The organism is Antarctobacter sp., assembly GCF_034670325.1.
Taxonomy (GTDB): domain Bacteria; phylum Pseudomonadota; class Alphaproteobacteria; order Rhodobacterales; family Rhodobacteraceae; genus Antarctobacter.
Map to the genome: position 1 here is coordinate 233,635 of NZ_JAXMNR010000005.1, position 20,300 is coordinate 253,934.

At 64.0% G+C, this 20,300-nt stretch carries 21 protein-coding genes; 13 read left to right on the forward strand and 8 right to left on the reverse strand.

Annotated features, from left to right (window positions below; translation table 11 throughout):
- Positions 1-102: 102 nt before the first annotated feature.
- Positions 103-1,014: an AraC family transcriptional regulator gene (locus VOI21_RS14285; RefSeq protein ID WP_323770605.1), complete on the reverse strand. Its 912-nt coding sequence runs from the start codon at positions 1,012-1,014 to the stop codon at positions 103-105.
- 108 nt (positions 1,015-1,122) lie between these two features.
- Between VOI21_RS14285 and VOI21_RS14290 the strand changes: the two genes are divergently transcribed.
- Positions 1,123-2,655: a GMC family oxidoreductase gene (locus VOI21_RS14290; RefSeq protein WP_323770606.1), complete on the forward strand. Its 1,533-nt coding sequence runs from the start codon at positions 1,123-1,125 to the stop codon at positions 2,653-2,655.
- 17 nt (positions 2,656-2,672) lie between these two features.
- Complete coding sequence (gene aroE / locus VOI21_RS14295) at positions 2,673-3,524, forward strand: shikimate dehydrogenase (RefSeq protein ID WP_323770607.1); 852 nt, start codon at positions 2,673-2,675, stop codon at positions 3,522-3,524.
- Positions 3,525-3,621: 97 nt separating this feature from the next.
- Here aroE and VOI21_RS14300 read toward each other — a convergent pair whose 3' ends face one another.
- Positions 3,622-4,224: a TetR/AcrR family transcriptional regulator gene (locus VOI21_RS14300; protein WP_323770608.1), complete on the reverse strand. Its 603-nt coding sequence runs from the start codon at positions 4,222-4,224 to the stop codon at positions 3,622-3,624.
- A 111-nt stretch (positions 4,225-4,335) separates the two neighbouring features.
- Here VOI21_RS14300 and VOI21_RS14305 point away from each other — a divergent pair, with 111 nt between their 5' ends.
- Positions 4,336-4,743 (forward strand): cupin domain-containing protein, encoded by a 408-nt coding sequence (locus VOI21_RS14305; protein ID WP_323770609.1) that lies wholly within the window; start codon positions 4,336-4,338, stop codon positions 4,741-4,743.
- Between the two features lie 210 nt (positions 4,744-4,953).
- Positions 4,954-5,826 (forward strand): DUF817 domain-containing protein, encoded by an 873-nt coding sequence (locus VOI21_RS14310; protein ID WP_323770610.1) that lies wholly within the window; start codon positions 4,954-4,956, stop codon positions 5,824-5,826.
- Here VOI21_RS14310 and VOI21_RS14315 read toward each other — a convergent pair.
- The 3 genes from VOI21_RS14315 to VOI21_RS14325 form a co-directional block, all read right to left on the reverse strand.
- Positions 5,789-6,688: a DMT family transporter gene (locus VOI21_RS14315; protein ID WP_323770611.1), complete on the reverse strand. Its 900-nt coding sequence runs from the start codon at positions 6,686-6,688 to the stop codon at positions 5,789-5,791. The two genes, VOI21_RS14310 and VOI21_RS14315, sit on opposite strands and share 38 nt — an antisense overlap.
- A 78-nt stretch (positions 6,689-6,766) precedes the next feature.
- Positions 6,767-7,657 (reverse strand): fatty acid desaturase, encoded by an 891-nt coding sequence (locus VOI21_RS14320; protein WP_323770612.1) that lies wholly within the window; start codon positions 7,655-7,657, stop codon positions 6,767-6,769.
- The gene (locus tag VOI21_RS14325) at positions 7,650-7,853 is read right to left on the reverse strand and encodes a DUF2061 domain-containing protein (RefSeq protein WP_323770613.1); all 204 of its coding nucleotides are present in this window, start codon (positions 7,851-7,853) and stop codon (positions 7,650-7,652) included. The genes VOI21_RS14320 and VOI21_RS14325 overlap by 8 nt, the downstream gene beginning before the upstream one ends.
- A gap of 108 nt (positions 7,854-7,961) precedes the next feature.
- On the opposite strand from VOI21_RS14325, the gene VOI21_RS14330 reads away from it, so the two are divergent.
- The 3 genes from VOI21_RS14330 (at position 7,962) to VOI21_RS14340 (ending at position 10,673) form a co-directional block, all read left to right on the forward strand.
- The gene (locus VOI21_RS14330) at positions 7,962-8,825 is read left to right on the forward strand and encodes a helix-turn-helix transcriptional regulator (protein WP_323770614.1); all 864 of its coding nucleotides are present in this window, start codon (positions 7,962-7,964) and stop codon (positions 8,823-8,825) included.
- 203 nt (positions 8,826-9,028) lie between these two features.
- Positions 9,029-9,913, forward strand: coding sequence for a sulfotransferase (locus VOI21_RS14335; RefSeq protein WP_323770616.1), 885 nt, complete (start codon positions 9,029-9,031; stop codon positions 9,911-9,913).
- Between the two features lie 493 nt (positions 9,914-10,406).
- Positions 10,407-10,673, forward strand: coding sequence for a hypothetical protein (locus tag VOI21_RS14340; protein ID WP_323770617.1), 267 nt, complete (start codon positions 10,407-10,409; stop codon positions 10,671-10,673).
- A gap of 234 nt (positions 10,674-10,907) precedes the next feature.
- Here VOI21_RS14340 and VOI21_RS14345 read toward each other — a convergent pair whose 3' ends face one another.
- Positions 10,908-11,954 carry an aldo/keto reductase gene (locus tag VOI21_RS14345; RefSeq protein WP_323770618.1) on the reverse strand — a complete coding sequence of 349 codons (1,047 nt, stop codon included), beginning with the start codon at positions 11,952-11,954 and terminating at the stop codon, positions 10,908-10,910.
- A gap of 147 nt (positions 11,955-12,101) precedes the next feature.
- Here VOI21_RS14345 and VOI21_RS14350 point away from each other — a divergent pair, with 147 nt between their 5' ends.
- The 4 genes from VOI21_RS14350 to truB all read left to right on the forward strand — a co-directional run bounded on the left by VOI21_RS14350 (position 12,102) and on the right by truB (position 16,920).
- A complete protein-coding gene (locus VOI21_RS14350; RefSeq protein ID WP_323770619.1) occupies positions 12,102-12,716 on the forward strand; it encodes a hypothetical protein in 615 nt (204 codons plus the stop codon).
- Positions 12,717-12,799: 83 nt separating this feature from the next.
- Positions 12,800-14,035: an MFS transporter gene (locus tag VOI21_RS14355; protein WP_323770620.1), complete on the forward strand. Its 1,236-nt coding sequence runs from the start codon at positions 12,800-12,802 to the stop codon at positions 14,033-14,035.
- A 96-nt stretch (positions 14,036-14,131) separates the two neighbouring features.
- Positions 14,132-15,844, forward strand: a complete 1,713-nt coding sequence (gene metG / locus VOI21_RS14360) for a methionine--tRNA ligase (RefSeq protein WP_323770621.1) — start codon at positions 14,132-14,134, stop codon at positions 15,842-15,844.
- Positions 15,845-16,008: 164 nt separating this feature from the next.
- Positions 16,009-16,920: a tRNA pseudouridine(55) synthase TruB gene (truB, locus tag VOI21_RS14365; protein WP_323770622.1), complete on the forward strand. Its 912-nt coding sequence runs from the start codon at positions 16,009-16,011 to the stop codon at positions 16,918-16,920.
- A 75-nt stretch (positions 16,921-16,995) separates the two neighbouring features.
- Here truB and VOI21_RS14370 read toward each other — a convergent pair whose 3' ends face one another.
- Positions 16,996-17,817: an alpha/beta hydrolase gene (locus VOI21_RS14370; protein WP_323770623.1), complete on the reverse strand. Its 822-nt coding sequence runs from the start codon at positions 17,815-17,817 to the stop codon at positions 16,996-16,998.
- Positions 17,817-18,494: a haloacid dehalogenase type II gene (locus VOI21_RS14375; protein ID WP_323770624.1), complete on the reverse strand. Its 678-nt coding sequence runs from the start codon at positions 18,492-18,494 to the stop codon at positions 17,817-17,819. Before VOI21_RS14375 ends, VOI21_RS14370 begins: the two co-directional genes overlap by 1 nt.
- 190 nt (positions 18,495-18,684) lie before the next feature.
- Here VOI21_RS14375 and VOI21_RS14380 point away from each other — a divergent pair, with 190 nt between their 5' ends.
- Together VOI21_RS14380 and VOI21_RS14385 are read left to right on the forward strand one after the other, a co-directional pair.
- A complete protein-coding gene (locus VOI21_RS14380; protein WP_094033412.1) occupies positions 18,685-19,113 on the forward strand; it encodes an FKBP-type peptidyl-prolyl cis-trans isomerase in 429 nt (142 codons plus the stop codon).
- Positions 19,114-19,190: 77 nt separating this feature from the next.
- The gene (locus VOI21_RS14385; protein WP_323770627.1) at positions 19,191-20,297 is read left to right on the forward strand and encodes a hypothetical protein; all 1,107 of its coding nucleotides are present in this window, start codon (positions 19,191-19,193) and stop codon (positions 20,295-20,297) included.
- Positions 20,298-20,300: the final 3 nt, after the last annotated feature.

The window sequence follows — 20,300 nt, forward strand, 5'->3', positions numbered from 1 at the left end:
CGTATTGTGACCAGAACGCGCCGGATCACAACCTGAGACACAAGGCGCAGTGGCATTTGGCGGTTCGGCAACCGCCTCGACAGAACCATCACAGGGGCAGCCTCATTCTGTCCGGTCACTCCGCATCGGGAAGGCCCCGATTGGCAGCGCGGGCCCCGAAGACTGGAACTCCCGACGGTAGGCCGTCGGCGAACGTCCGGTCGTCGCGCGAAACTTTCGCGCGAAATAGGCCGCATCGTGAAAGCCGCATTTCTCGGCGATATCCGCCATCGGCAGGTCGCTGCGGCTCAGCAGGGTCGAGGCACGGCCAACGCGCAGGCGGGTGACATATTCACTGACCGACAACCCGGTGCTGCGCTTGAAGATGCGCTGCAATTGGCTTTCGGTGACATTGGCAATCTCGCAAAGCGGGGCCAGTCTGATCGGCGCGTCGAACTGGGCATGGACATGGGCCAGCACACGCTCCATCCGCCGTCTGTCGCGCGGCATGTCCGACGGCGTGATGGCCCCCGGCGACAGGGTGGTGCGATCTTTTGCCCGCGCCAAAGCCAGCAGCAGGTGCACAAGACCCAGCGCGCGGTCAGGCTGCGGTTGGTCGCACAGCCGCAGCATCCGCGCCTTCATCGCCGTCGAGGTGTCCGCCCCGAACAACAGGCCGTTTTGCGCCTCCCGCAGCAACGGGCCGATCACGCCCAGTTCCGGCATCAGGTCCAGCAGCGTGCGAATCCACGCGTCGGTGAACCAGCAGACAATGGCGCGATGCTCTGTCGCCCCCTCTGCCAGCCTATGCGACTGCCACGCATGTGGGACGTTTGGCCCGATCAGCGCCAGATCGCCATCGGCATAGGGCGCCACGTCGCTGGCGACGAACCGCGTGCCGTGGCTGCCCAGTGTCAGGGTCAGTTCATATTCCGGGTGGTAGTGCCAGTTAAAGGCGAACTCCGGCAGCCTGCGGTCGTAAATCAGACAGGAGTGCCCGTCCGGTATGGTCACCGCCTCGAACCACGGTCGCATGACAGCCCCCCTGCAAGGAATGCGGTGATCGTACAAGAATTCACCGGACTCGGGAATGGCGCAACGCCCCGCGCACCGATAATTTGGCGTTCGAAAAGAGGTGAGGATATGCACGCAACCTTTGAAAACCCCGACGCCTTGGTGATCGGCAGCGGCGTAGGCGGCGCTTCAGTGGCGCTGAAACTGGCGGACGCCGGTCTCCGCGTGCTGATCCTCGAACGTGGAGAGCAGCTCCCCAATGAGCCAGAGCTGGCTGACGCCGAAGCGGTCTTTGTGCAAAATCGTTATCGCACCCACGAGCAGTGGCAGGACGAGACCGGGCGCCGCTATCGCCCCGGCCAATACTATTACCTCGGCGGCCATACCAAGTTTTACGGCACCGCAATGTTCCGGTTCCGCGAAAGCGACTTTGCCGAAACGGCGCATGAGGATGCCATCTCGCCCGCGTGGCCGATCCGCTATGCCGATCTGGAACCGCATTACGCAGAGGCCGAGCGCCTGTTCGGCGTGCGCGGGCTGGCCGGACAAGACCCGACCGACCCGCCCCGCAGCGGCGGCTACGACCACGCCCCGGTGCCGCACGAACCGCTGATCGGACGCATGGCAGAGCGGCTGTCGCAGGCCGGGCTCAGACCGTTCCAAATGCCCGCAGCGATTGACTACGGTCCCGGCGGCAAATGCCAGCGCTGCGGCACCTGCGACGCCTTCGGCTGCCGGTTCGGGGCCAAGGGCGATGCCGAGACGCGGGTGCTAAGCCGCTTGCAGGGACATGCGAATGTGCAGATCCGCACCGGCGCAAAGGTGACGCGCCTGTTCCACGATGCGGAGGGTCAAAAGATCGTCGCCGCCGAGGTCCACAGCGACGGCGTGGTCAGCCGGATCGCCGCCCCGCTGTTTGTCCTCAGCGCCGGGGCGATCAATTCGGCGCTGATCCTCCTGCGGTCTGCCTCTGAGCGTTGTCCCGACGGGCTTGCCAACCGCTCTGGCGTGGTCGGGCGTTACCTGATGAACCACCACCTGACCGGACTGATGGGTGTCCTGCCGCGAACGGTCAACGACACGAACTTCCCCAAGACCCTGTCGGTGAACGATTTCTATCACGGCATCGACGGTGATCCGCTGGCGCGCGGCAATATCCAGATGCTGGGCAATATCAAGGGGCCGATGATCCGCGCCACCTATCCCCGCACGCCCCGCGCCGCCTCCAACTGGCTGGGGCGGCACAGTGTGGACTGGCTGATCATGTCCGAAGACCCGCCTCTGGCTGGCAATCGGGTCCGGCTGCTGCCGGATGGCACGCCCGAAGTGACATGGCACCCGGCAGACCTGAACGCCCATGACCGTTTTGTCCGCCACGCACGCAGAGTGCTGCGCCGGATCGGCTTTCCGCTTGTCCTGCGCCATGCCTTCGGCATCACGGCCCCCTCGCATCAATGCGGCACCGTCCGCATGGGCGACGATCCGGCGACCTCTGCGCTCGACCCGTTTTGCCGGGCGCATGATCATCCAAACCTCTACGTCGTGGATGCCGGGTGCTTTCCGTCGTCCGCCGCCGTGAACCCCGCGTTGACCGTCGCCGCACAGGCGCTGCGGGTCGGCACCTATCTCAGCCGCACCATCGCCGCACACAAGGCCGCCTGACACAGAAAGAGACCCCCATGACCCACGATTTCCTGCAACCGCTGACCGGGTCCTTTGCCATGCCCGCAGGCGAAAACCCCACCGTGGCGATGATCGAAGCCGCCTACCGCCACCACGGGTTGAACTGGCGCTACATCAACTGCGAAGTCGCACCAGAGGACCTTGGCGATGCGGTCAAGGGCGCGCGGGCGATGCGCTGGCGCGGGTTCAACTGCTCGATCCCGCACAAGGTGGCGGTGATCAACCATCTCGACGGGCTGGGCCAGTCGGCAGAGATCATCGGCGCGGTCAATACCGTCGTGCGGCAGGACGACGGGCGGCTGGTCGGCGAGAACACCGACGGCAAAGGCTTTGTCCGGGCACTGTCCCAGGTCACCGACCCTGCGGGCAAGCGCGCGGTGCTGCTGGGCGCGGGCGGCGCGGCACGGGCCGTCGCGGTCGAGATGGCGCTGGCGGGCGTCGCCCATATCACCATCGTCAACCGCAGCCACGACCGCGGCGCGGCGGTGGCCCGCCTGATCACCGACAAGACCCCGGCAAGCGCCGAGTATCAGCCATGGGACGGCACCTACTCTGTCCCGGCAGGCACCGGCCTTGTCGTCAACGCCACCTCCATCGGACTGTACCCGCATGTCGACGCCACCCCGGACATCGACCACGACAGCCTGACGGCGGACATGGTCGTGGCCGACGGCATCCACAACCCGCCGCTGACCAAGTTTCTCAAGGCGGCGCAGGCGCGCGGCTGCAAGACCGCGGATGGCTTGGGCATGCTGGTCGGTCAGGGCGTGATCGGCCTCAAATACTGGGCTGGCATCGACGCCGATGCCAAGGTCATGCGCAAGGCGCTGCTGGACCTCGGTCTTTAGGATCACGGCGCGGACTTGCCCTGCGTCGCATCCCAACAGGATATCCTCGACGTCAGTTGCCTTGATGTGGTCGCAGCGCGATACGGGCTGGGTGCGCTCAGGCAGGCCGGGGGTTTCCAACCTGCACCAACACCTGCGCGATCATCCGCTCTATCCCGTCGATGGGAACTGCGGATATCCGCTTTTCCAGCCCCAACAGCACGATACCATGCACAGAGGAAAACAACGCCCGCACCATCAGATCCAATTCGCGCGGCTCCATGCGCGGGAACAGGTCGGACACCGGGTCCGCGATGTGCGAAAAGAGCTTGCCCAGCGCATCCAGATACCATTTCGGAACCGGCCCGTCCGAGGATAAATCGGTGCTGAACAACGCGCGCCACAACCTTGGCTGGTCGGCGGCGAAATGCAGATAGGCCAGCGCCACGGCGACCAGACGCTCATGCGGGCTGCCGTCGTGGCCGTCGATCGACGCCGAAATCGCCGCGCCCAGCCGCGCAAAGGTGCGTCCATTGACCTCCAGCGCAAGCGCGTTCAGATCTTCGAAATGGGTATAGATCGCGCCAACGGCACAGCTTGCCTCCTCCGCCAGAGTGCGCGCCTTCAGCGCCCGCAAACCGCCAGAGGCAATGTGCGCCTCAGCCAGTGACACCAGCTTTTCGCGCAGCGCCGCCTTTCGCGCGGCCACCTTGCCTGCCATGACGCGCACCTCCCTGAACACAGTTCAAACGCTAGCTGTCACAATCCGCTTACACAAGCCCGCGCTTCGGTTAGTCTGCCGGTCATCAGCTCCCAACGCAAAGGCCCCTCCATGTTGATCCACCGCGCAGGCTCTCGCCCCAGCGTCACGCCGAACCCCGATTATTTCATCGGCACGGTCCGCTTTGACCCGGTGATCGCCGCCCCGGAACCGGCCCGCGTCAACGCCCTGATCGTCACTTTTGAGCCGGGCGCGCGCACCGCTTGGCACACCCACCCGCTGGGCCAGACGCTGCACATCCTCACCGGTCTCTGCCTTGCCCAGAAAGACGGCGAACCTGTGCAGGAACTGCGCCCCGGCGACACGGTCTGGTTTGCGCCCGGCGAAAAACACTGGCACGGCGCGGCCCCGGACGTGGCCATGTCCCACCTCGCCATTCAAGAGGCACAGGACGGCAGCGCCGCCGAGTGGCTGGAAAAGGTCTCGGACACCGACTACGCCGGCCCGCGCCAACCCTGAAAACCGCAAACCCACACCCCGGTTTCTTCTGTCCAAAAATATCCCGGGGGGCTCCAAAGGAGCGGGGGCAGCGCCCCCTCCACCCTCTCGAACCTTGGCAACGTCAGGATAAATACTCGAAAGCCCGCCCTACTTCACCGGGTCGCCCCCCGCAAAAAGGTCAGGCAATCCTGACTGGCCCTCACGGCCCGCCACCGTATCAAGACCCTCATGACCACAACACGCCGCATCGAACGCGCGCTGGGGGATTTCACCCGCGCGCATCTTCCCAAAGGTCTCGCCGACCTGCTGATGTTCATCCTCAAACAGGGATGGGCTTGCCTGTTTGGCTTCCTGATGCTGGGCGGTCTGCTGGTGACGGACCGCTTTTGGCCGGACGACGCGCCCCTGCACCGCTATGATCTGCTGTTCCTCTATGCGCTTTGCCTGCAAATCGGCTTTCTGGTCTTCAAGCTGGAAACCCTGCAAGAGGCCAAGGTCATCCTGCTGTTCCACCTCACCGGCACCGCGATGGAACTGTTCAAGGTCAACGCGGGCAGTTGGGCCTACCCCGAACCGGCGCTGCTCAAATTCTATGGCGTGCCGCTGTTCTCAGGCTTTATGTACGCCGCTGTCGGCAGCTATATGGCCCGCGTCATCCGCATCTTCGACATGACCTTCGCCCCCTACCCGCCGTACTGGACCACAGTCGCGCTGGCGGTGGCGATCTACGTCAACTTTTTCGCCCACCACTATCTGCCCGACGCGCGCTATGTGCTGATGGCCGCCAGCGTGCTGCTGTTTGCGCGCACCCGCGTGTGGTTCACCCTCAACCGCACGCGGCGCTGGATGCCGCTGCCCGTCGCCGCTTTCCTGACCTCGATCTTTCTGTGGATCGCCGAGAACGTCGGAACCAACACCGGCACATGGCTGTACAAGGGGCAGGACACGCTCGACCTTGTCCACCTGTCCAAGATGGGGTCGTGGTATCTGCTGCTCTATGTCAGTTTCGCCACCGTGACGCTGGTGCTGCGCGACGCGCTGTCCCGCACGCCGCTGCACGCGGTCACAGGACCAGAACCAGCACCACAATCGACACCGTAAGCACAGCAATCCCGGCCAGTTCCCGCGCCGTCACCTTTTCGCGGAAAAACAGCACGGAGGCGGCCAGCGACAGGATCAACTCCACCTGTCCCAGCGCATAGACATAGGCCGCCGTTTGCAAGGTGAAGGCGGTGAACCACCCCATCGTCCCCGCCATCGACGTCAGCCCCAGCCAGACCGCCTTGCCGCGCGCGGCCCAGACCGCCGTCAGTTGCCCCGGCTCGCGCCAGCGCAGCCAGAGCGCAAGCCCCACCGATTGCAACAAGGTCACACAGACCAGCGACACCGCCGCCCGCAACACCGGATCGTCACTTGGCACCGCCAAAGTCGTCGCGCGATAGCCGATCCCCGCTATGGCAAAGAACACGCCCGACCCGACGCCAAGGACCACCGCCTTGCTCGTCATCCCGCGCCACAGCCCTACCGCATCCGGGGTGCGCGACAGCATCAGCACGCCCACCAACCCGATTCCGATCGCCAGCCACCCGGCGGCCGAGATCACCTCTCCCAGTACCACCAGCCCCAGCAGCGCGGTCAGGATCACCTCGGTTTTCTTGAAGGTGATGCCCACCGCAAAATTCCGCTCGCGGAAACACAACACCACTAGAACCGTGGCCAGAATTTGCCCCAGCCCGCCGATCACCGCCCAGCCAAGGAAATCCGCCCCCGGCAGCGGCAGCGTGGCACCCGTGACCCATAGGTAGCTTGTGAGAACCACAGCCGCCGCGGGCATCGCATAGGCAAAGCGCGCAAAGGTGCTGCCCGTGGCGCTCAGCGCGCCGCCCGCCAGCACCTTGTGCAGCATAAATCGCACCGTCTGAAACGTGGCGGCGCAGAGCGTGGCAATTATCCATAAATCCATGGCGCCATTAGGGTCAGTCGCCCCCCGGATGCAAGCCGCCGCGCGCGCTCGGACCCTTTCCCCAACCGCAAAACCGGCCTAGCCCTTGGGATACAGCGGATGCGGCACCGGGTCCTTGGCGCGCCAGAAATAGCGCCGGAACACCTCGCCGTACGTGGCATAGCGATAGCCCCCGTTCCGGCTCAGATATCGGTCGCGGTTCTGCCGGTACAGCGCGGGCAACCGATACCACGGCACCATCGCGTGCATATGGTGCACGATATGAAAGTTGTTGTTCAGAAACAGCAGCGCCAGCACCCCGCGATCCTCAATGATCACCGTCCGTGCCTGCGCCGTCTCATGCGCGCGATGCTCCAGAAAGGTGCGGATCTTCAGCACCGACAGCGCCGCATATGTGCTGACCAGAAAGGCCCAGACCGGCATCTGCCCAACCGTCGCCATCCACCAGACCACCACCCCCACCGCAGGCACATGCAACAGCCAGCCCAGCGCCACCCGTCGATCCCCGCGCCGCACATCCGACAGCACAAACCCCAGCGTCCCGATCAACGGCCCCAACAGCATCCGCCCCGCCAGCGTGTTGTTCACCCGCAACAGCGCCCGCCCCCAGCGCGGCAACCGCCCCCAGACCTTGAGGTCCATAAAGTTGCTCTCCGGGTCGTCATAAGGGTCCGTCAGGATCGCATCGCAGTGATGCGCCATATGCGTGTCCTTGAACCGCAGGTACGGCACCACCAGCGACAGCGCCGGAAACACCAGCACCGCGTTCCAGAAATGCGACCGAAACGGATGGCCGTGCAGCATCTCATGGGTCAGCGACGAATGCAGCGCCGCCCCCACAACCACCATCCCCATCCCCAACGGCAGCCACAAAGCCGCCGCAACCGTCGTCCCCAACGCCCACAGCGCATAGCACCCCGCCAGCAGCACCAGCGTCGGCCATTCCAGCCCGCGCAACCGCTCAGACATGACGGCCCCAGCGGATGCCTGCCCAGACGCGCTCATACAAAAGGTAGGTCACAAACCCCAGCGCGGCGTTGATTGCCGCCATGCCGCCGCCCACGATCAGCGATCCGGTAAAGGCAAACCCCACCGCAATCATGACCACCAGACCCAACAGCGTCCAAAGGATGGATTTCACCAATGTGCGCGCCCGCGTTTCCATACAACCTCCTGATTTTTCTAACCTCAGGACCACGGTAACGGCGGCGTGAGCGGCTGGGCACTCTGTGTATGGTTCACATTTCTCTGCAAAAGTGATAATAATCACCAGATGAGTGATATTCTCGACAAACGCGCCCGCGCCGCCCTGCTCCGCACCCGCCTGTCAGAGGCGATGGCCAAGGCAGGCTCGAATCAAACCGCTTTGGCGCGCGCCGTCAGGGTGGACCGCTCCACCGTTTCGCAACTGCTCAAGGACACCGGCGCGCGGCTGCCCAACGCGCATCTCATCGGGGCCTGCGCGCAGGCGCTTGGAGTTTCGGCCGATTGGCTGCTGGGCCTGTCGGAGCGTCCCGAAAGCGCAGCAGACCTGCTCGCCAACTCCATGACCCTGACAGAGGCCCCCCGCGCGCTGGTCGATGAACAGATCTTTGACTGGCACCGTGAGGCCGAGGGCTACAAGATCCGCTACGTTCCCCCCGCCCTGCCCGACATGCTCAAAACGCGCGAATTGCTGGACTGGGAATACGCCCCCCATCTGGGCAAGACCACGCAACAGGCGATCAACGCGTCCGAGGACCGGCTGAACTGGATGCGCCGCTCGCAGTCCGACTATGAGATCGCCCTGCCGCTGTTCGAGGTCGACTCCTTCGCCGCCGGAACCGGCTACTACGCGGGCCTCTCCGCGGACATCAGGCGCGAACAACTGCTGCGCCTCGCCGGTCACTGCGAGTCGCTCTACCCCCGGCTGCGGTTCTACCTGTTCGACGCGCGACGGCTGTACTCTGCGCCGCTGACCGTCTTCGGCCCGCTGCTGGCGGTGATCTACCTTGGCCGCAACTACCTCGCCTTCCGCGACACCAACCGGGTCGAGGCCATCACCCAGCATTTTGACCACCTCGTCAAAGAAGCCAGCATCACCGCCCGCGCCTTGCCCGACCATTTGCGGGCGCTGGAGGCTCGGATTGGGGGGTAGGTGGGACCCGGTTGAGAATGGAATGGCGGGCTTTCGTTGGGTTTGGACAGAAAGAGCCGTGATATCTGCGCGTTTGTTCATATGAATGCCTTGGCAAAACGGGGTGCGGATATTCACTGAACATCTTAACCTCGGGGTAGCGATACGTGGCCGCCGCCTGTGGTAGCCTGAGGCTGCTTTTGGGCGACGGCCAAGGGGGCGAGATGACGGCTGAGTTTTCGGCGCTGCGGCGGTATCCTGATCTGGCAGGCAAGACCTGCCTGATCTGCGTCGGCGGTACGAAATGCGCGACGAGTTGGCTGCATGACTACCTCTCCGGTTTCCCATCTGTCGCGGCATCGCCCCTGAAGGAACTGCATTTCTTCAACCGCAGGTTCACCCGGAACGCGATAAGCAACATGGACCAACTCGCGATTCAGCGGATGGTTTTGTATCTGTCGCAGAAGGGCGATCTGACCAATCACTTGCAGACACAACCGTTGATCCGGGCGGCGGTGGACCGGGTGCAGATGATCTATGACGACGACGCCTATTTCGGCCATTTTGCGCGGATCAGCGGGCCGGACACCCGGGTGCTGTGTGACGTGACACCGGCCTATTCAGCCATGGGCGCGGAAGGTTTCGACTGGATGCGAAGGTTCTGCGAGGTGCAGGATCTGCGCGTCAAAGTGCTGTTCGTGATGCGTGATCCAGTAGAACGGCTGTGGTCGCATTTGCGTCACATGCAGCAGCAAACCCTTGTCAAGGACGCTGCCGAAGTCTGGCAAAGCGCGCTAAACTCGGTCCCGGTTCTAGCGCGCGGGGATTACCGCGCCATCGTGACCGCGCTGGACGGCTGTTTTGCGCCCGAAGACTTGCTGTACCAGTTCACGGAAACGCTGGAGCAAGAGCCGTTGCTCCGCAGGTTGTGCGATTTTGTCGGGGTTCCCTACCAGTCGGCGCAAAGCGGTGCTCGGTCGAACGTGACCACGGTAACGACTCCAATGCCCGAAGCGGCCCGGGCCGCCTTCAAGCGCGCACTGGAACCGCAGTACGGTTTTTGCCATGCCCGGTTCGGCACCGAAGTGCCCGTCGCGTGGCAAGGATAGTCTGGCTGTCGTTCCAACCGCATTTCGCGGCAAACTTCGGGCAAGACCGCATGCCCAATGGCCGCCGTCCATGATGTCCGGACACGACGGCCTCGATTGTCGGCGCGTCTTGTTTGGATATGCCGTTCATGCCGGACGCCCGGACAACCCCATTCCAAATCATTCCCTGCACGGACGACACCCGGTGAGCCGACAAGGCCCATTCTCCTCTGACGTGTGACATGCGGGTGTCCGGCTTGCCGAAGGATGTCTCGTTCGATCCGCTGCAGAATGGGTCCGCCGATCAACGTTTCCGGGGCGCGGTCGCATGCCGACGCACGCCCACGGGCGGATGACCTTCCCAGAAAATCTTGGGTCTGACCACGTGCGCGGGGGCGAAATTGATCTTGCGCATGGGCGATTCGGCTTGGTTCCTGTAAGTTCGGAACTGACGATTTTCTCGTTACGGTTGCAGTCGGTCCCGCGTTCAGGGGCTATTTCGAGGAGGAAGAAGATGCCTGAAGATACCTTTAAGTTCAAAGAACTCGACAGCTACTTCAATCTGGTCGAGGGGCGCGCGGCAACCGCGCCCGCGGAGGCAGTGTTCACCATCGAGGAGTTTGCGAATCGCATCGCTCAGTCCGCCTTGCTGGCCCATCTGGAACCGCCCAGCGAAGCCGCAATCAGAGCCATGTTGGAAAGCATCGCCGAAGGAAGTGACGATCCCACCGGTCCCACGGAGCAGATCGACTATGTGCCGGGCGACGAGTTCTGGCTCTGACCTGCATGGTCATGAAATAGGCGACAAGGGATGTGCCGGGCGGGGTTCGCCCGGCCTCCGGTGTTGGTCGTTTTCCGTGGAACATGGAACACCGCGTGGTTCCTCAGTCTTTGCTCTCCACTTGTTCCGGGCACGCCCACTAGCTTAACAAAACCTAAAAACGTCTCTGTAACCCATTGATTTTCCACAGGCGCAGGCGTGTCCACGCGTGGACACGCCCTCAAAACCCTCAAATCAATAGGGCATCGGATGCGCCTTGTGCGCCTCATCCAGCGCCGCCAAAAGCTCCTCTGAAAGGGTCACATCCACGGCCCCCAACAGATGCTCCAGCTGCTCAAAAGTCGTCGCGCCAAAGATCGAGGAGGCCACAAAAGACCGCCGCGCCGACCAAGCCAGCGCCATGTGCGAGGGATCAATCTCAAAGTCCCGGGCCACCTTCAGATACGCGTCCACGGCGGCAAAAACCCGGTCCGTCTTGCGCCCGCCCATGCCCTCATTCAGGCTCATCCGCGACCCATCCGGCACGGCCCCGCCCTGATACTTGCCGGTCAAAAAGCCCGCCCCCAAAGGCGAGAACGGCAGCAGCCCCACATCCTCATAGATCATCATCTCGGCCAGATCCGTATCGGCCAGACGGCAGAGCAACGAATACTCGTTCTGAATGGACGCCACGCGCGGCCCCCCCACACGCTCGGCCGCCTCCAGCCACATCTGCGTGCCCCAGGCGCTTTCGTTCGACAGGCCAAAGGCGCGGATCGTGCCGCGCTCCACCTCTTCCTGCAGCGCGCCCAGACAATCCTCCATGTCCGCGATCACCTGCGCCAGCGTCCACCCCGACTGCGCCGGATCATAGTGCCAGTTCTTGCGGAACATATAGCTGCCCCGGTTCGGCCAGTGGAACTGATAGAGGTCGATGTAGTCGGTCCTGAGCCGCTTCAATGAGCCCTCAACCGTCTCACGGATCGTCTTGGACGAGATCGGCGCCCCATCGCGGGCAAAGCTGCCCTCGCCGGAATGCTTGGTGGCCAAGATCCACTCACCCCGCCGCCCCGACGCGGCATTCCAGTCGCCGATGATCTCCTCCGTCCGGCCCACGGTTTCGGCCCGCACCGGGTTCACCGGATACATCTCGGCAGTGTCCATAAAGTTGATCCCCGCCTCCAATGCGCGATCAATCTGGCGGAACGCTTCCGCCGGTTGCGTCTGGTTGCCAAAGATCATCGTGCCAAGACAAAGCTCGGACACCTGCAGGCCGCTTCGGCCCAGCGGGTTCATTTTCATGGGATCGTCCCGTCATCTGTTTGCTTTGGGCGCAAGATGACACCCCCTGCCCGGATGGCAAGGGGGGCCGCGCGTCGGGTGTCACATGTTGGAACCGCGGCATTGCAAATCTTGAGAACAAAAGTGGAACATGCTAAAGATTCGGCCATGACCATGGCCACTGCTCCCGCCCTTCTGTCCCGCCGTCCCCATGCGCCGCCACCCGCGCTGGTGCTGTGGCGGGACCTTGTCCTGCCGCTCAGCCGTGTGCATGAGTTGTGCGGTCAGGCGCGGCGCACGCTGGCGCTGCATGTCGCGGCGCAGGCGGGGGGGCCGGTGATCTGGATCACCCGCCGCCACAGTCCCGATCAGCTGAACCCCTGCGGCATGGCAGGCATCCTGTCCCCGGGTGAGGTGATCTTTGCCGCCACCGACCGGCCCGACGACAGCCTCTGGGCGATGGAAGAGGCACTGCGCAGCGGGGCCGCGCCGGTGGTGGTCGCCGATCTGGCCGAACCGCCCGCCATGACCCCCGTGCGCCGTCTGCATCTGGCCGCCGAATCCGGGGCCGAGGCCGGGCTGTGCCGCCCGCTGGGCTTGCTTTTGACGCCGGGCGCGGGCGGCGCGCCGGGCGTCGAGACGCGGTTTCGCTGTGACGCCGCGCATGGCCCCGGACGAACCGCATGGCGGATCGAACGCCTGCGCGCGCGGATGTTGCCGCCCAAGGTCTGGCAACTGGCCGACAACCGGCTGACCCACTGGGCCGACCCTGCAACCGCCTGACAACCCCGGAAAAAGACCGAAACGACAAAATTTATGTCGCAAGGCCACCTGACTTCCGTTTTCGAAAGGCGCAGAACAGGGCCATGCGACTGGTCATTTCATTTGCCTCCCTCTTTCTGTCCGTCATCCTGCTCCAGCTTTCCTCGGGCAGCGTCGGGCCCCTCGATGCGCTTTCGGGCCTGTCGCTGAACTTTACCACCGCGCAGATCGGCTTTTTGGGGTCGGCGCATTTCGCCGGGTTCTTTATTGGCTGCTGGTGGGCGCCGCGCCTGATGGGCAACGTAGGCCATTCCCGCGCCTTTGCCGCGTTCACCGCGCTGGGGACCATCGGCATCCTTGGCCACATCCTGACAGACAATCCCTACGCATGGGCCGCGCTGCGGATCGGTCAGGGGATCTGTGTGGCGGGCTGCTACACGGTGATCGAGGCATGGCTGCACGCCAAGGTGACAAACGAAAACCGGGGCCGTGCCACCGGGGCCTACCGGCTGGCCGACATCACCGCATCGCTGGGCGCGCAGTTGATGATTTCCGTCCTGCCGCCCGCGCATTACGTCAGCTACACGCTGCTGGCGCTGCTCTGCACCGCCGCGCTGCTGCCGCTGACGCTGTCCCGCCTGCGCCCACCAGAAACGCCAAAGGCTCCCCGCCTGACACCGGGCCTTGCATGGGCGCGCTCGCCCTTGGCGGTGGCAGGCGTGCTGGTCGCCGCGCTGTCCAGCGCATCGTTCCGCATGGTCGGGCCGATCTATGCCACCGGCGTCGGGCTTCAGACCGGGCAGATCGCGCTGTTCCTAGCGTCGTTCGTGGCGGGCGGCGCGCTGGCGCAATATCCGGCGGGCTGGCTGGCGGATCGCTATGACCGGCGCTGGGTGCTGATCTGGCTGTCCGTCGCCGCCATCGGCAGTTGCATCCTGACCGCCACCACCACAGGCCTGCCCACGGTCGGCATCATGCTGACGGCGGCGCTGTTCGGGCTGACCACCTTTCCGATCTTCTCGATCGCCGCCGCCCACGCTCATGACTTTGCCGCCTCCGAAGAACGCATCGCCCTCTCGGCGGCGCTGATGTTCTGGTACGCGGTGGGGGCCATCGCCGCACCGTGGATCGCATCGTTGCTGATCGAGTGGTATGGCCCGCCCGCGCTGTTTGTCATGATCGCCCTGGGCCATGCGTTCCTTGTGGTCTTTGGCCTGATCCGGATGCAAAGCCGCCGGTCCTCGGACACCCGCACCCGCTATATCTATACGCCGCGCTCCAGCTTTATGGTGGGCCGCCTGCTGTCGAACACCCGCGAACGCGCCAACAAGAAAAACTGAGCCACCGCACCGGACCGTTTTGCAACACGCTCTGGCCTCTCGGCCCCGGGGTCGGTAAACCATGCCCAAACCTCAGGACGGACAAGCGCGCAGATCATGGCACGACATCTCATCACTTCCGCCATTCCCTACATCAATGGCATCAAGCATCTGGGCAACCTCGTGGGCAGCCAGTTGCCTGCGGACCTTTACGCCCGCTACCTGCGCGCACGCGGGCATGAGGTGCTGTTCCTCTGCGCCACCGACGAACACGGCACCCCCGCCGAACTGGCCGCCGCCAAGGCGGGCAAGCCGGTGGCGGAGTATTGCGCCGAGATGTGGGAGGTTCAGGCCAAACTGGCAGAGGGGTTCCGCCTGTCCTTCGACCACTTTGGGCGCTCGTCGTCGGACCAGAACCGCAAGCTGACGCAGCATTTCGCCAAGGTACTGGATGAGCAGGGCCTGATCCGCGAAGTGTCAGAAACGCAAATGTATTCCAAGGCGGACGGACGCTTCCTGCCCGACCGCTATATCGAGGGCACCTGCCCCAACTGCGGCTTTGACTCGGCACGCGGCGACCAGTGCGACAACTGCACCAAGCAGTTGGACCCGGTTGACCTGATCAACCCGCATTCGACCATCTCTGGCTCGACCGATCTGGAAATGCGTGACACCAAGCACCTGTACCTGCGCCAGTCCGCGATGAAAGACCAGATCGAGGAATGGATCGACACCCGTGTCGGCTGGCCGGTTTTGACCACATCCATCGCCAAGAAATGGTTGAACGACGGCGACGGTTTGCAGGACCGGGGCATCACTCGTGACCTCGACTGGGGCGTTCCGGTGCAAAAGGGCGACGACCCTTGGCCCGGGATGGAGGGCAAGGTGTTTTACGTCTGGTTCGACGCCCCCATCGAATACATCGCCTGTGCGCAGGAATGGGTCGACGCGGGCAAGGGTGACGACTGGGCGCGCTGGTGGCGTACCGACAAGGGCGCGGATGACGTGCGCTATACCCAGTTCATGGGCAAGGACAACGTGCCCTTCCACACCCTGTCCTTCCCGGTGACGATCCTCGGGTCGGCAGAGCCGTGGAAGCTGGTCGATTACATCAAGTCCTTCAACTACCTGAACTATGACGGCGGCCAGTTCAGCACCTCGCGCGGGCGCGGCGTGTTCATGGATCAGGCGCTGGACATCCTGCCCAGCGACTATTGGCGTTGGTGGTTGTTAAGCCATGTGCCGGAAACCTCCGACAGCGAATTCACGTGGGAAAGCTTTCAGTCGGGCGTGAACAAGGATCTGGCTGACGTGCTGGGTAACTTTGCCAGCCGCGTGACCAAGTTCTGCCGCTCGAAGTTCTCTGAGGCGGTGCCGGAGGGCGGCACCCCCGGTGAGGCAGAGGCCAAGCTGATCGCCGACCTGACCGCCAAGGTCCGCGAATATGAGACCCACATGGAGACGGTCGAGATCCGCAAAGCCGCAGCCGCCCTGCGCGCGGCATGGGTGCTGGGCAACGAATACCTGCAAGAGGTCGCGCCGTGGTCCACCTTCAAGACCGATCCAGAGCAGGCAGCCATGCAAATTCGCCTCGCACTGAACCTGATCCGGCTCTACGCAGTGATCTCTGCGCCGTTCATTCCGGACGCCTCTGCCGAATTGCTGACCGCGATGCACGCCGAAGGTGCCGACTGGCCCGATGACGTCGAGGCCGCACTGACCGCCCTGCCCGCAGGTCACGCCTTTGACGTGCCAGAGGTGACCTTCCGCAAGATCACGGATGCCGAACGCGAAGAGTGGCAAGAACGGTTCGCAGGTGTGCGGACCTGAACAGGGCGCGCGCCGCTCTGGCGGCGCGACCATGCGCCCATTCCATACCACGCTGACCGCACTGGCCCGCCGGGGACCATCGGCTGATCCGCTTGCGACCTGCGATTGACAGCCCCCCGCCCGCTTGCTACCTCGCCGCCTTTCTAATCATTCAGGGGTATCACATGGCACGCAGGCGCAAGGGTCGCGACATCTCAGGCTGGCTGGTCGTCGACAAACCGGCGGGCATGACCTCGACCGCCGTGGTCAATAAGGTCCGCTGGGCACTGGATGCCAAAAAGGCTGGCCATGCGGGCACGCTGGACCCCGAGGCAACCGGCGTGCTGGCCGTGGCGCTGGGAGAGGCGACCAAGACGGTCCCCTATATCACCGACGCGCTGAAGGCCTATCGCTTTACCGTGCGCTTTGGGCAGGCCACCAACACCGACGATGCCGAGGGGGAGGTGATCGCCACATCCGACCTGCGCCCCTCCGACGATGAGATCAAAGAGGCGCTGCACGGTTTTGTCGGTGAGATCATGCAGGTTCCGCCGCAGTTTTCCGCCGTCAAGATCGACGGAGAACGCGCCTACAAACGCGCCCGCGACGGCGAGGAAATGGACATCGCCGCCCGCCCGCTCTGGGTCGAGGAACTGCTGCTGACCGACCGCCCCGATGCCGACACCGCCGAACTGGAAATGACCTGCGGGAAGGGCGGCTATGTCCGTTCCATCGCCCGCGATCTGGGCAAGGTTCTGGGCTGTAACGGTCACGTCCTGAGGCTGCGCCGGGTCTGGTCCGGTCCGTTCGAGGCGGAACAGGGCCTGACTCTGGAGGCGATCGAGAAAATGGCCCGCACGCCGGAACTGGACGACCATATTCTGCCGCTGGAAATCGGCCTTGCCGATCTGCCGGAACTGCACTGTACCGCACAGGGGGCCGCCCGCCTGCGCAACGGCAACCCCGGTATGGTAATCCCCGGCGACGTCGAATACGGCGACGAGGCATGGGCCTCTTTCGAGGGCCGCCCGCTGGCCGTAGGTCGCTACAAGGCGGGCGAACTGCACCCCTCAAGGGTCTTCAACCTGACCGACTAGGCGTCTTGCGGCCGGGGACGGTGGGCGGGGCGACTTGCCCCCGCAGGGGGCAAGAGCGCCGCTCCCGTCCCCCGGCTACTTCAGCATCCCCAGCCACTTGCGCAGCGCGTCCAGCGCCTCGGGTTCATCCAGAAACGGGATATGCCCCCGGCCCTTGACCTCGACCGCGATCATGTCCGGACGGCGCTTTTGCATCTCGGCAAAACACGCGGGCGTCAGCAGGTCTGAATTCTCACCCCGCAAGGCACACAGCGGCAGCCCCGCCAACGCATCGAAATACGGCCACAGATCCGGGGCGGGTTGCGCACCGCCACCCAGCACCGCCTCGCGCAGGGCCGCATCGTACGGCAGTTCCAGCCCGTCATCGGTTTGCACAAATAGCCGCTCGGCCTCTTCCAGCCAGCGGCTTTCCGGCACGCCGACAAAGCCGGTCATCAGTTCCGCCCGCCGCTTGGCAACCTCGGCCAGTGTCTTCTGCGGCGGCTTGCGCCCCAGATAGCCTTTGATGACCTCCAGCCCGGTCTCGGCAATCTCTGGCCCGATGTCGTTCAGCGCCACACCCAGCAGGCGGTCCTTGACCGTCGCGGCCAGCACCATGGCGATCAATCCGCCGCGCGAGGTGCCCAGCACCGCCGCCTTGTCCAGCCCCAGATGGTCCAGCAGTTCCATCGCGTCGCGCCCCTCGACGGGCACTTGATAGGTCTCATGCGGCCCCCGGTCCGACTGCCCGCGGCCACGGTAATCCAGCCGGATCAGGCGCACGCCCTCCAGATGCGGTGCCATGAAATCGAAATCGCGCCCGTCCCGTGTCAGCCCTGCCAGACAGAGCAGCGGCAGGCCTTCGCCCTCATCACGGTAAAACAGCGACAACCCGTCAGAAGTGGTAAAACGCGGCATCAGACAAGCTCCGGTATGGTGGTCAGATCGCTCAGGACATGGGCCGGTTGCGCCATCAGCCGGTCCATCGGCAGGCCCATGCGGTTCACCCAGACGGTAACGAACCCGTAGGCCGAAGCCCCCGCCGCATCCCAGCCATTGGAGGACACGAACAGCACCTCATCAGGCGCACAGCCGAACTCTTGCCCCACAAGGTCGTAAACCGCGCGCGCGGGTTTGAAGATGCCGACCTGTTCGACCGACAACAACGCCTGCAGGAACTCGCCAATCCCGGCGCTGTCGACCGCGCCGTCCAGCATGTCCTTGTTGCCGTTCGACAGGATCGCGGCCCCGATGCCCTTGGCACGCAATTGCGCCAGCATCATCGGCACCTCGCGGTAGGCAGGCAGTTCCCAATAGAGCGACAGCAACCGCTCACGCAGTTCAATATCGTCCAGCCCGGCGCGTTCCATCGCCCAGTCCAGACCGTCCTTGGTGACCTCCCAGAAGGGCACGTAATCGCCGGTGACCGCCCGCAGCCAGCTGTATTCCAGCTGCTTGGCGCGCCAATCGGCGGCCAGTTGCGGCCAGACTTCGGCCAGCGCCGCGCGCCCCGGTTCCTCGGACGCGACCCGCGCGGCCCCCGCCACGTCAAACAAAGTGCCATAGGCATCGAACACGCAGACCTTGATCGCCATGATCGCCCTCCTCTCCGGATTTTGCGGCACCCTGACACGGGTCGCGACCGCCGAAAACCCCGATCCGGGCGACGCCGCACAGACAACCGTTTGCAATACAGGCGCCGGACGCATAGTTTATTGCAAATCTTGAGCACCCGGGACGCCCCCGGCCTCACCAAATCACCCCCCCAAACATCGAGGTTCCCCCATGACGCAGGTCAAATCCGGCGACACCGTGCGCATTCACTACACCGGCACTCTGACGGACGGCACAAAATTCGATTCCAGCGAAGGCCGCGACCCGCTGGAATTCACTGTCGGCGAAGGTCAGATCATCCCCGGTCTGGAAAAGGCGATCCCCGGCATGGTCGCAGGCGACAAGAAAACCGTCGCCGTGCCCGCCGACGAGGCCTATGGCCCGACCAATCCCGACGCCCGTCAGGATGTGCCACGCACGGAAATCCCCGCCGATATCCCGCTGGATCTTGGCACCCAGTTGCAGGTGCAGGCCCCCGACGGTCAGGTATTGCCGGTGACCGTGGTCGCGGTGACCGAAGAGGTCGTGACGCTGGACGCCAACCACCCGCTGGCTGGCAAGGACCTGACATTCGACATCGAACTGGTCGAGATCGCCTGAGCGTCAGGAAAAGATTGCGCCGCGGGGCCTTCCCCCGGCACTCTGGGCCTGTCGTTTTCAACTGACAGGCCCTTTTCATGTCCGCACGTCTTGGCTGTCTCGCCGTCTGTGTTCTTTTGACCGTGGCTTCCGCCGCACACGCCGGAACCTGGCGAACACTCGACCCGGCCTCGCCCGGTGACTGCGCCTTGGAATTCGAGGGCGTCATCGAAAAAGGCGACCTGACTGGCGCTCTGGAGCGTGGCCTGCTCGACGGCTATTTCTCGCGGATCTGCCTCAACAGCCCCGGCGGCTCGCTGGCGGAGGTACTCGACTTCATCAAGGTGTCGCGGGACGCCTATTACGGCGGAACCCGAGTCCGCTCAGGCGATGAGTGCCTCTCGTCCTGCGCCATTCTATTTATGTTCGGAGAGGCATTCGGGGCCAACAGTCCCTATATCAGCCGCCAATTGGAACCGGGCGCGCGGCTTGGCTTCCACTCGCCCTTCATCCGCGACGGGACCGGGTCCGCCGCCTCGGATGCCGAGGTTTTTGGCGTCGCACTTCGGGTGGCCAAGCTTCTGTCCGACCGCTCTTACATGTATGCGGACGCGCTCGACCCGGCGTTACCACAGGAATTGCTGGCGCTGCTGTTCGGAACGCCAGCCGACCAGATGCGCCATGTCAAAACGGTGGGCGAGGCCCGAATCCTTGGAATAGAACTCTGGCCGGACCCAGAGCGAACAGCCGTTTTTCCCGACACCGAAGCATCTCTGGACGCCCTCACACGGCGGATCTGCGCCAACAGCCATACGCTGACCTACCGTCACAGTTTCGTCTCGCAGGGGTATGACTTCGACGAACTGGTCCAAGTTGCCGAGGCCAAAACCACTCTGGGTCCAGAGGACCTCACGATCCACAAGCGCCGCACCCTTCCACCGCACGGCAATCGCCCTGAAACCTATTTCGCTGTGCTCAGCGGTCTTGGCTATTGGGTGCCCGGCTGGCACAGCGCCGGGTCGCAACAATACTGCCGGGTTGAGATGACAAAAACGCCTGCGCCGGGCGGCTTTATCGTCGGCGGATATGATGTTGAGTTTGGTCAGTTCATTGACGCCAATCTCAACTCCATCCCGGCCAAACGCGCCGATTCAGAGGGAATTCGCGGAGGTATCCTGCCCCTCGATACGCTTTACGGACGCTGACAA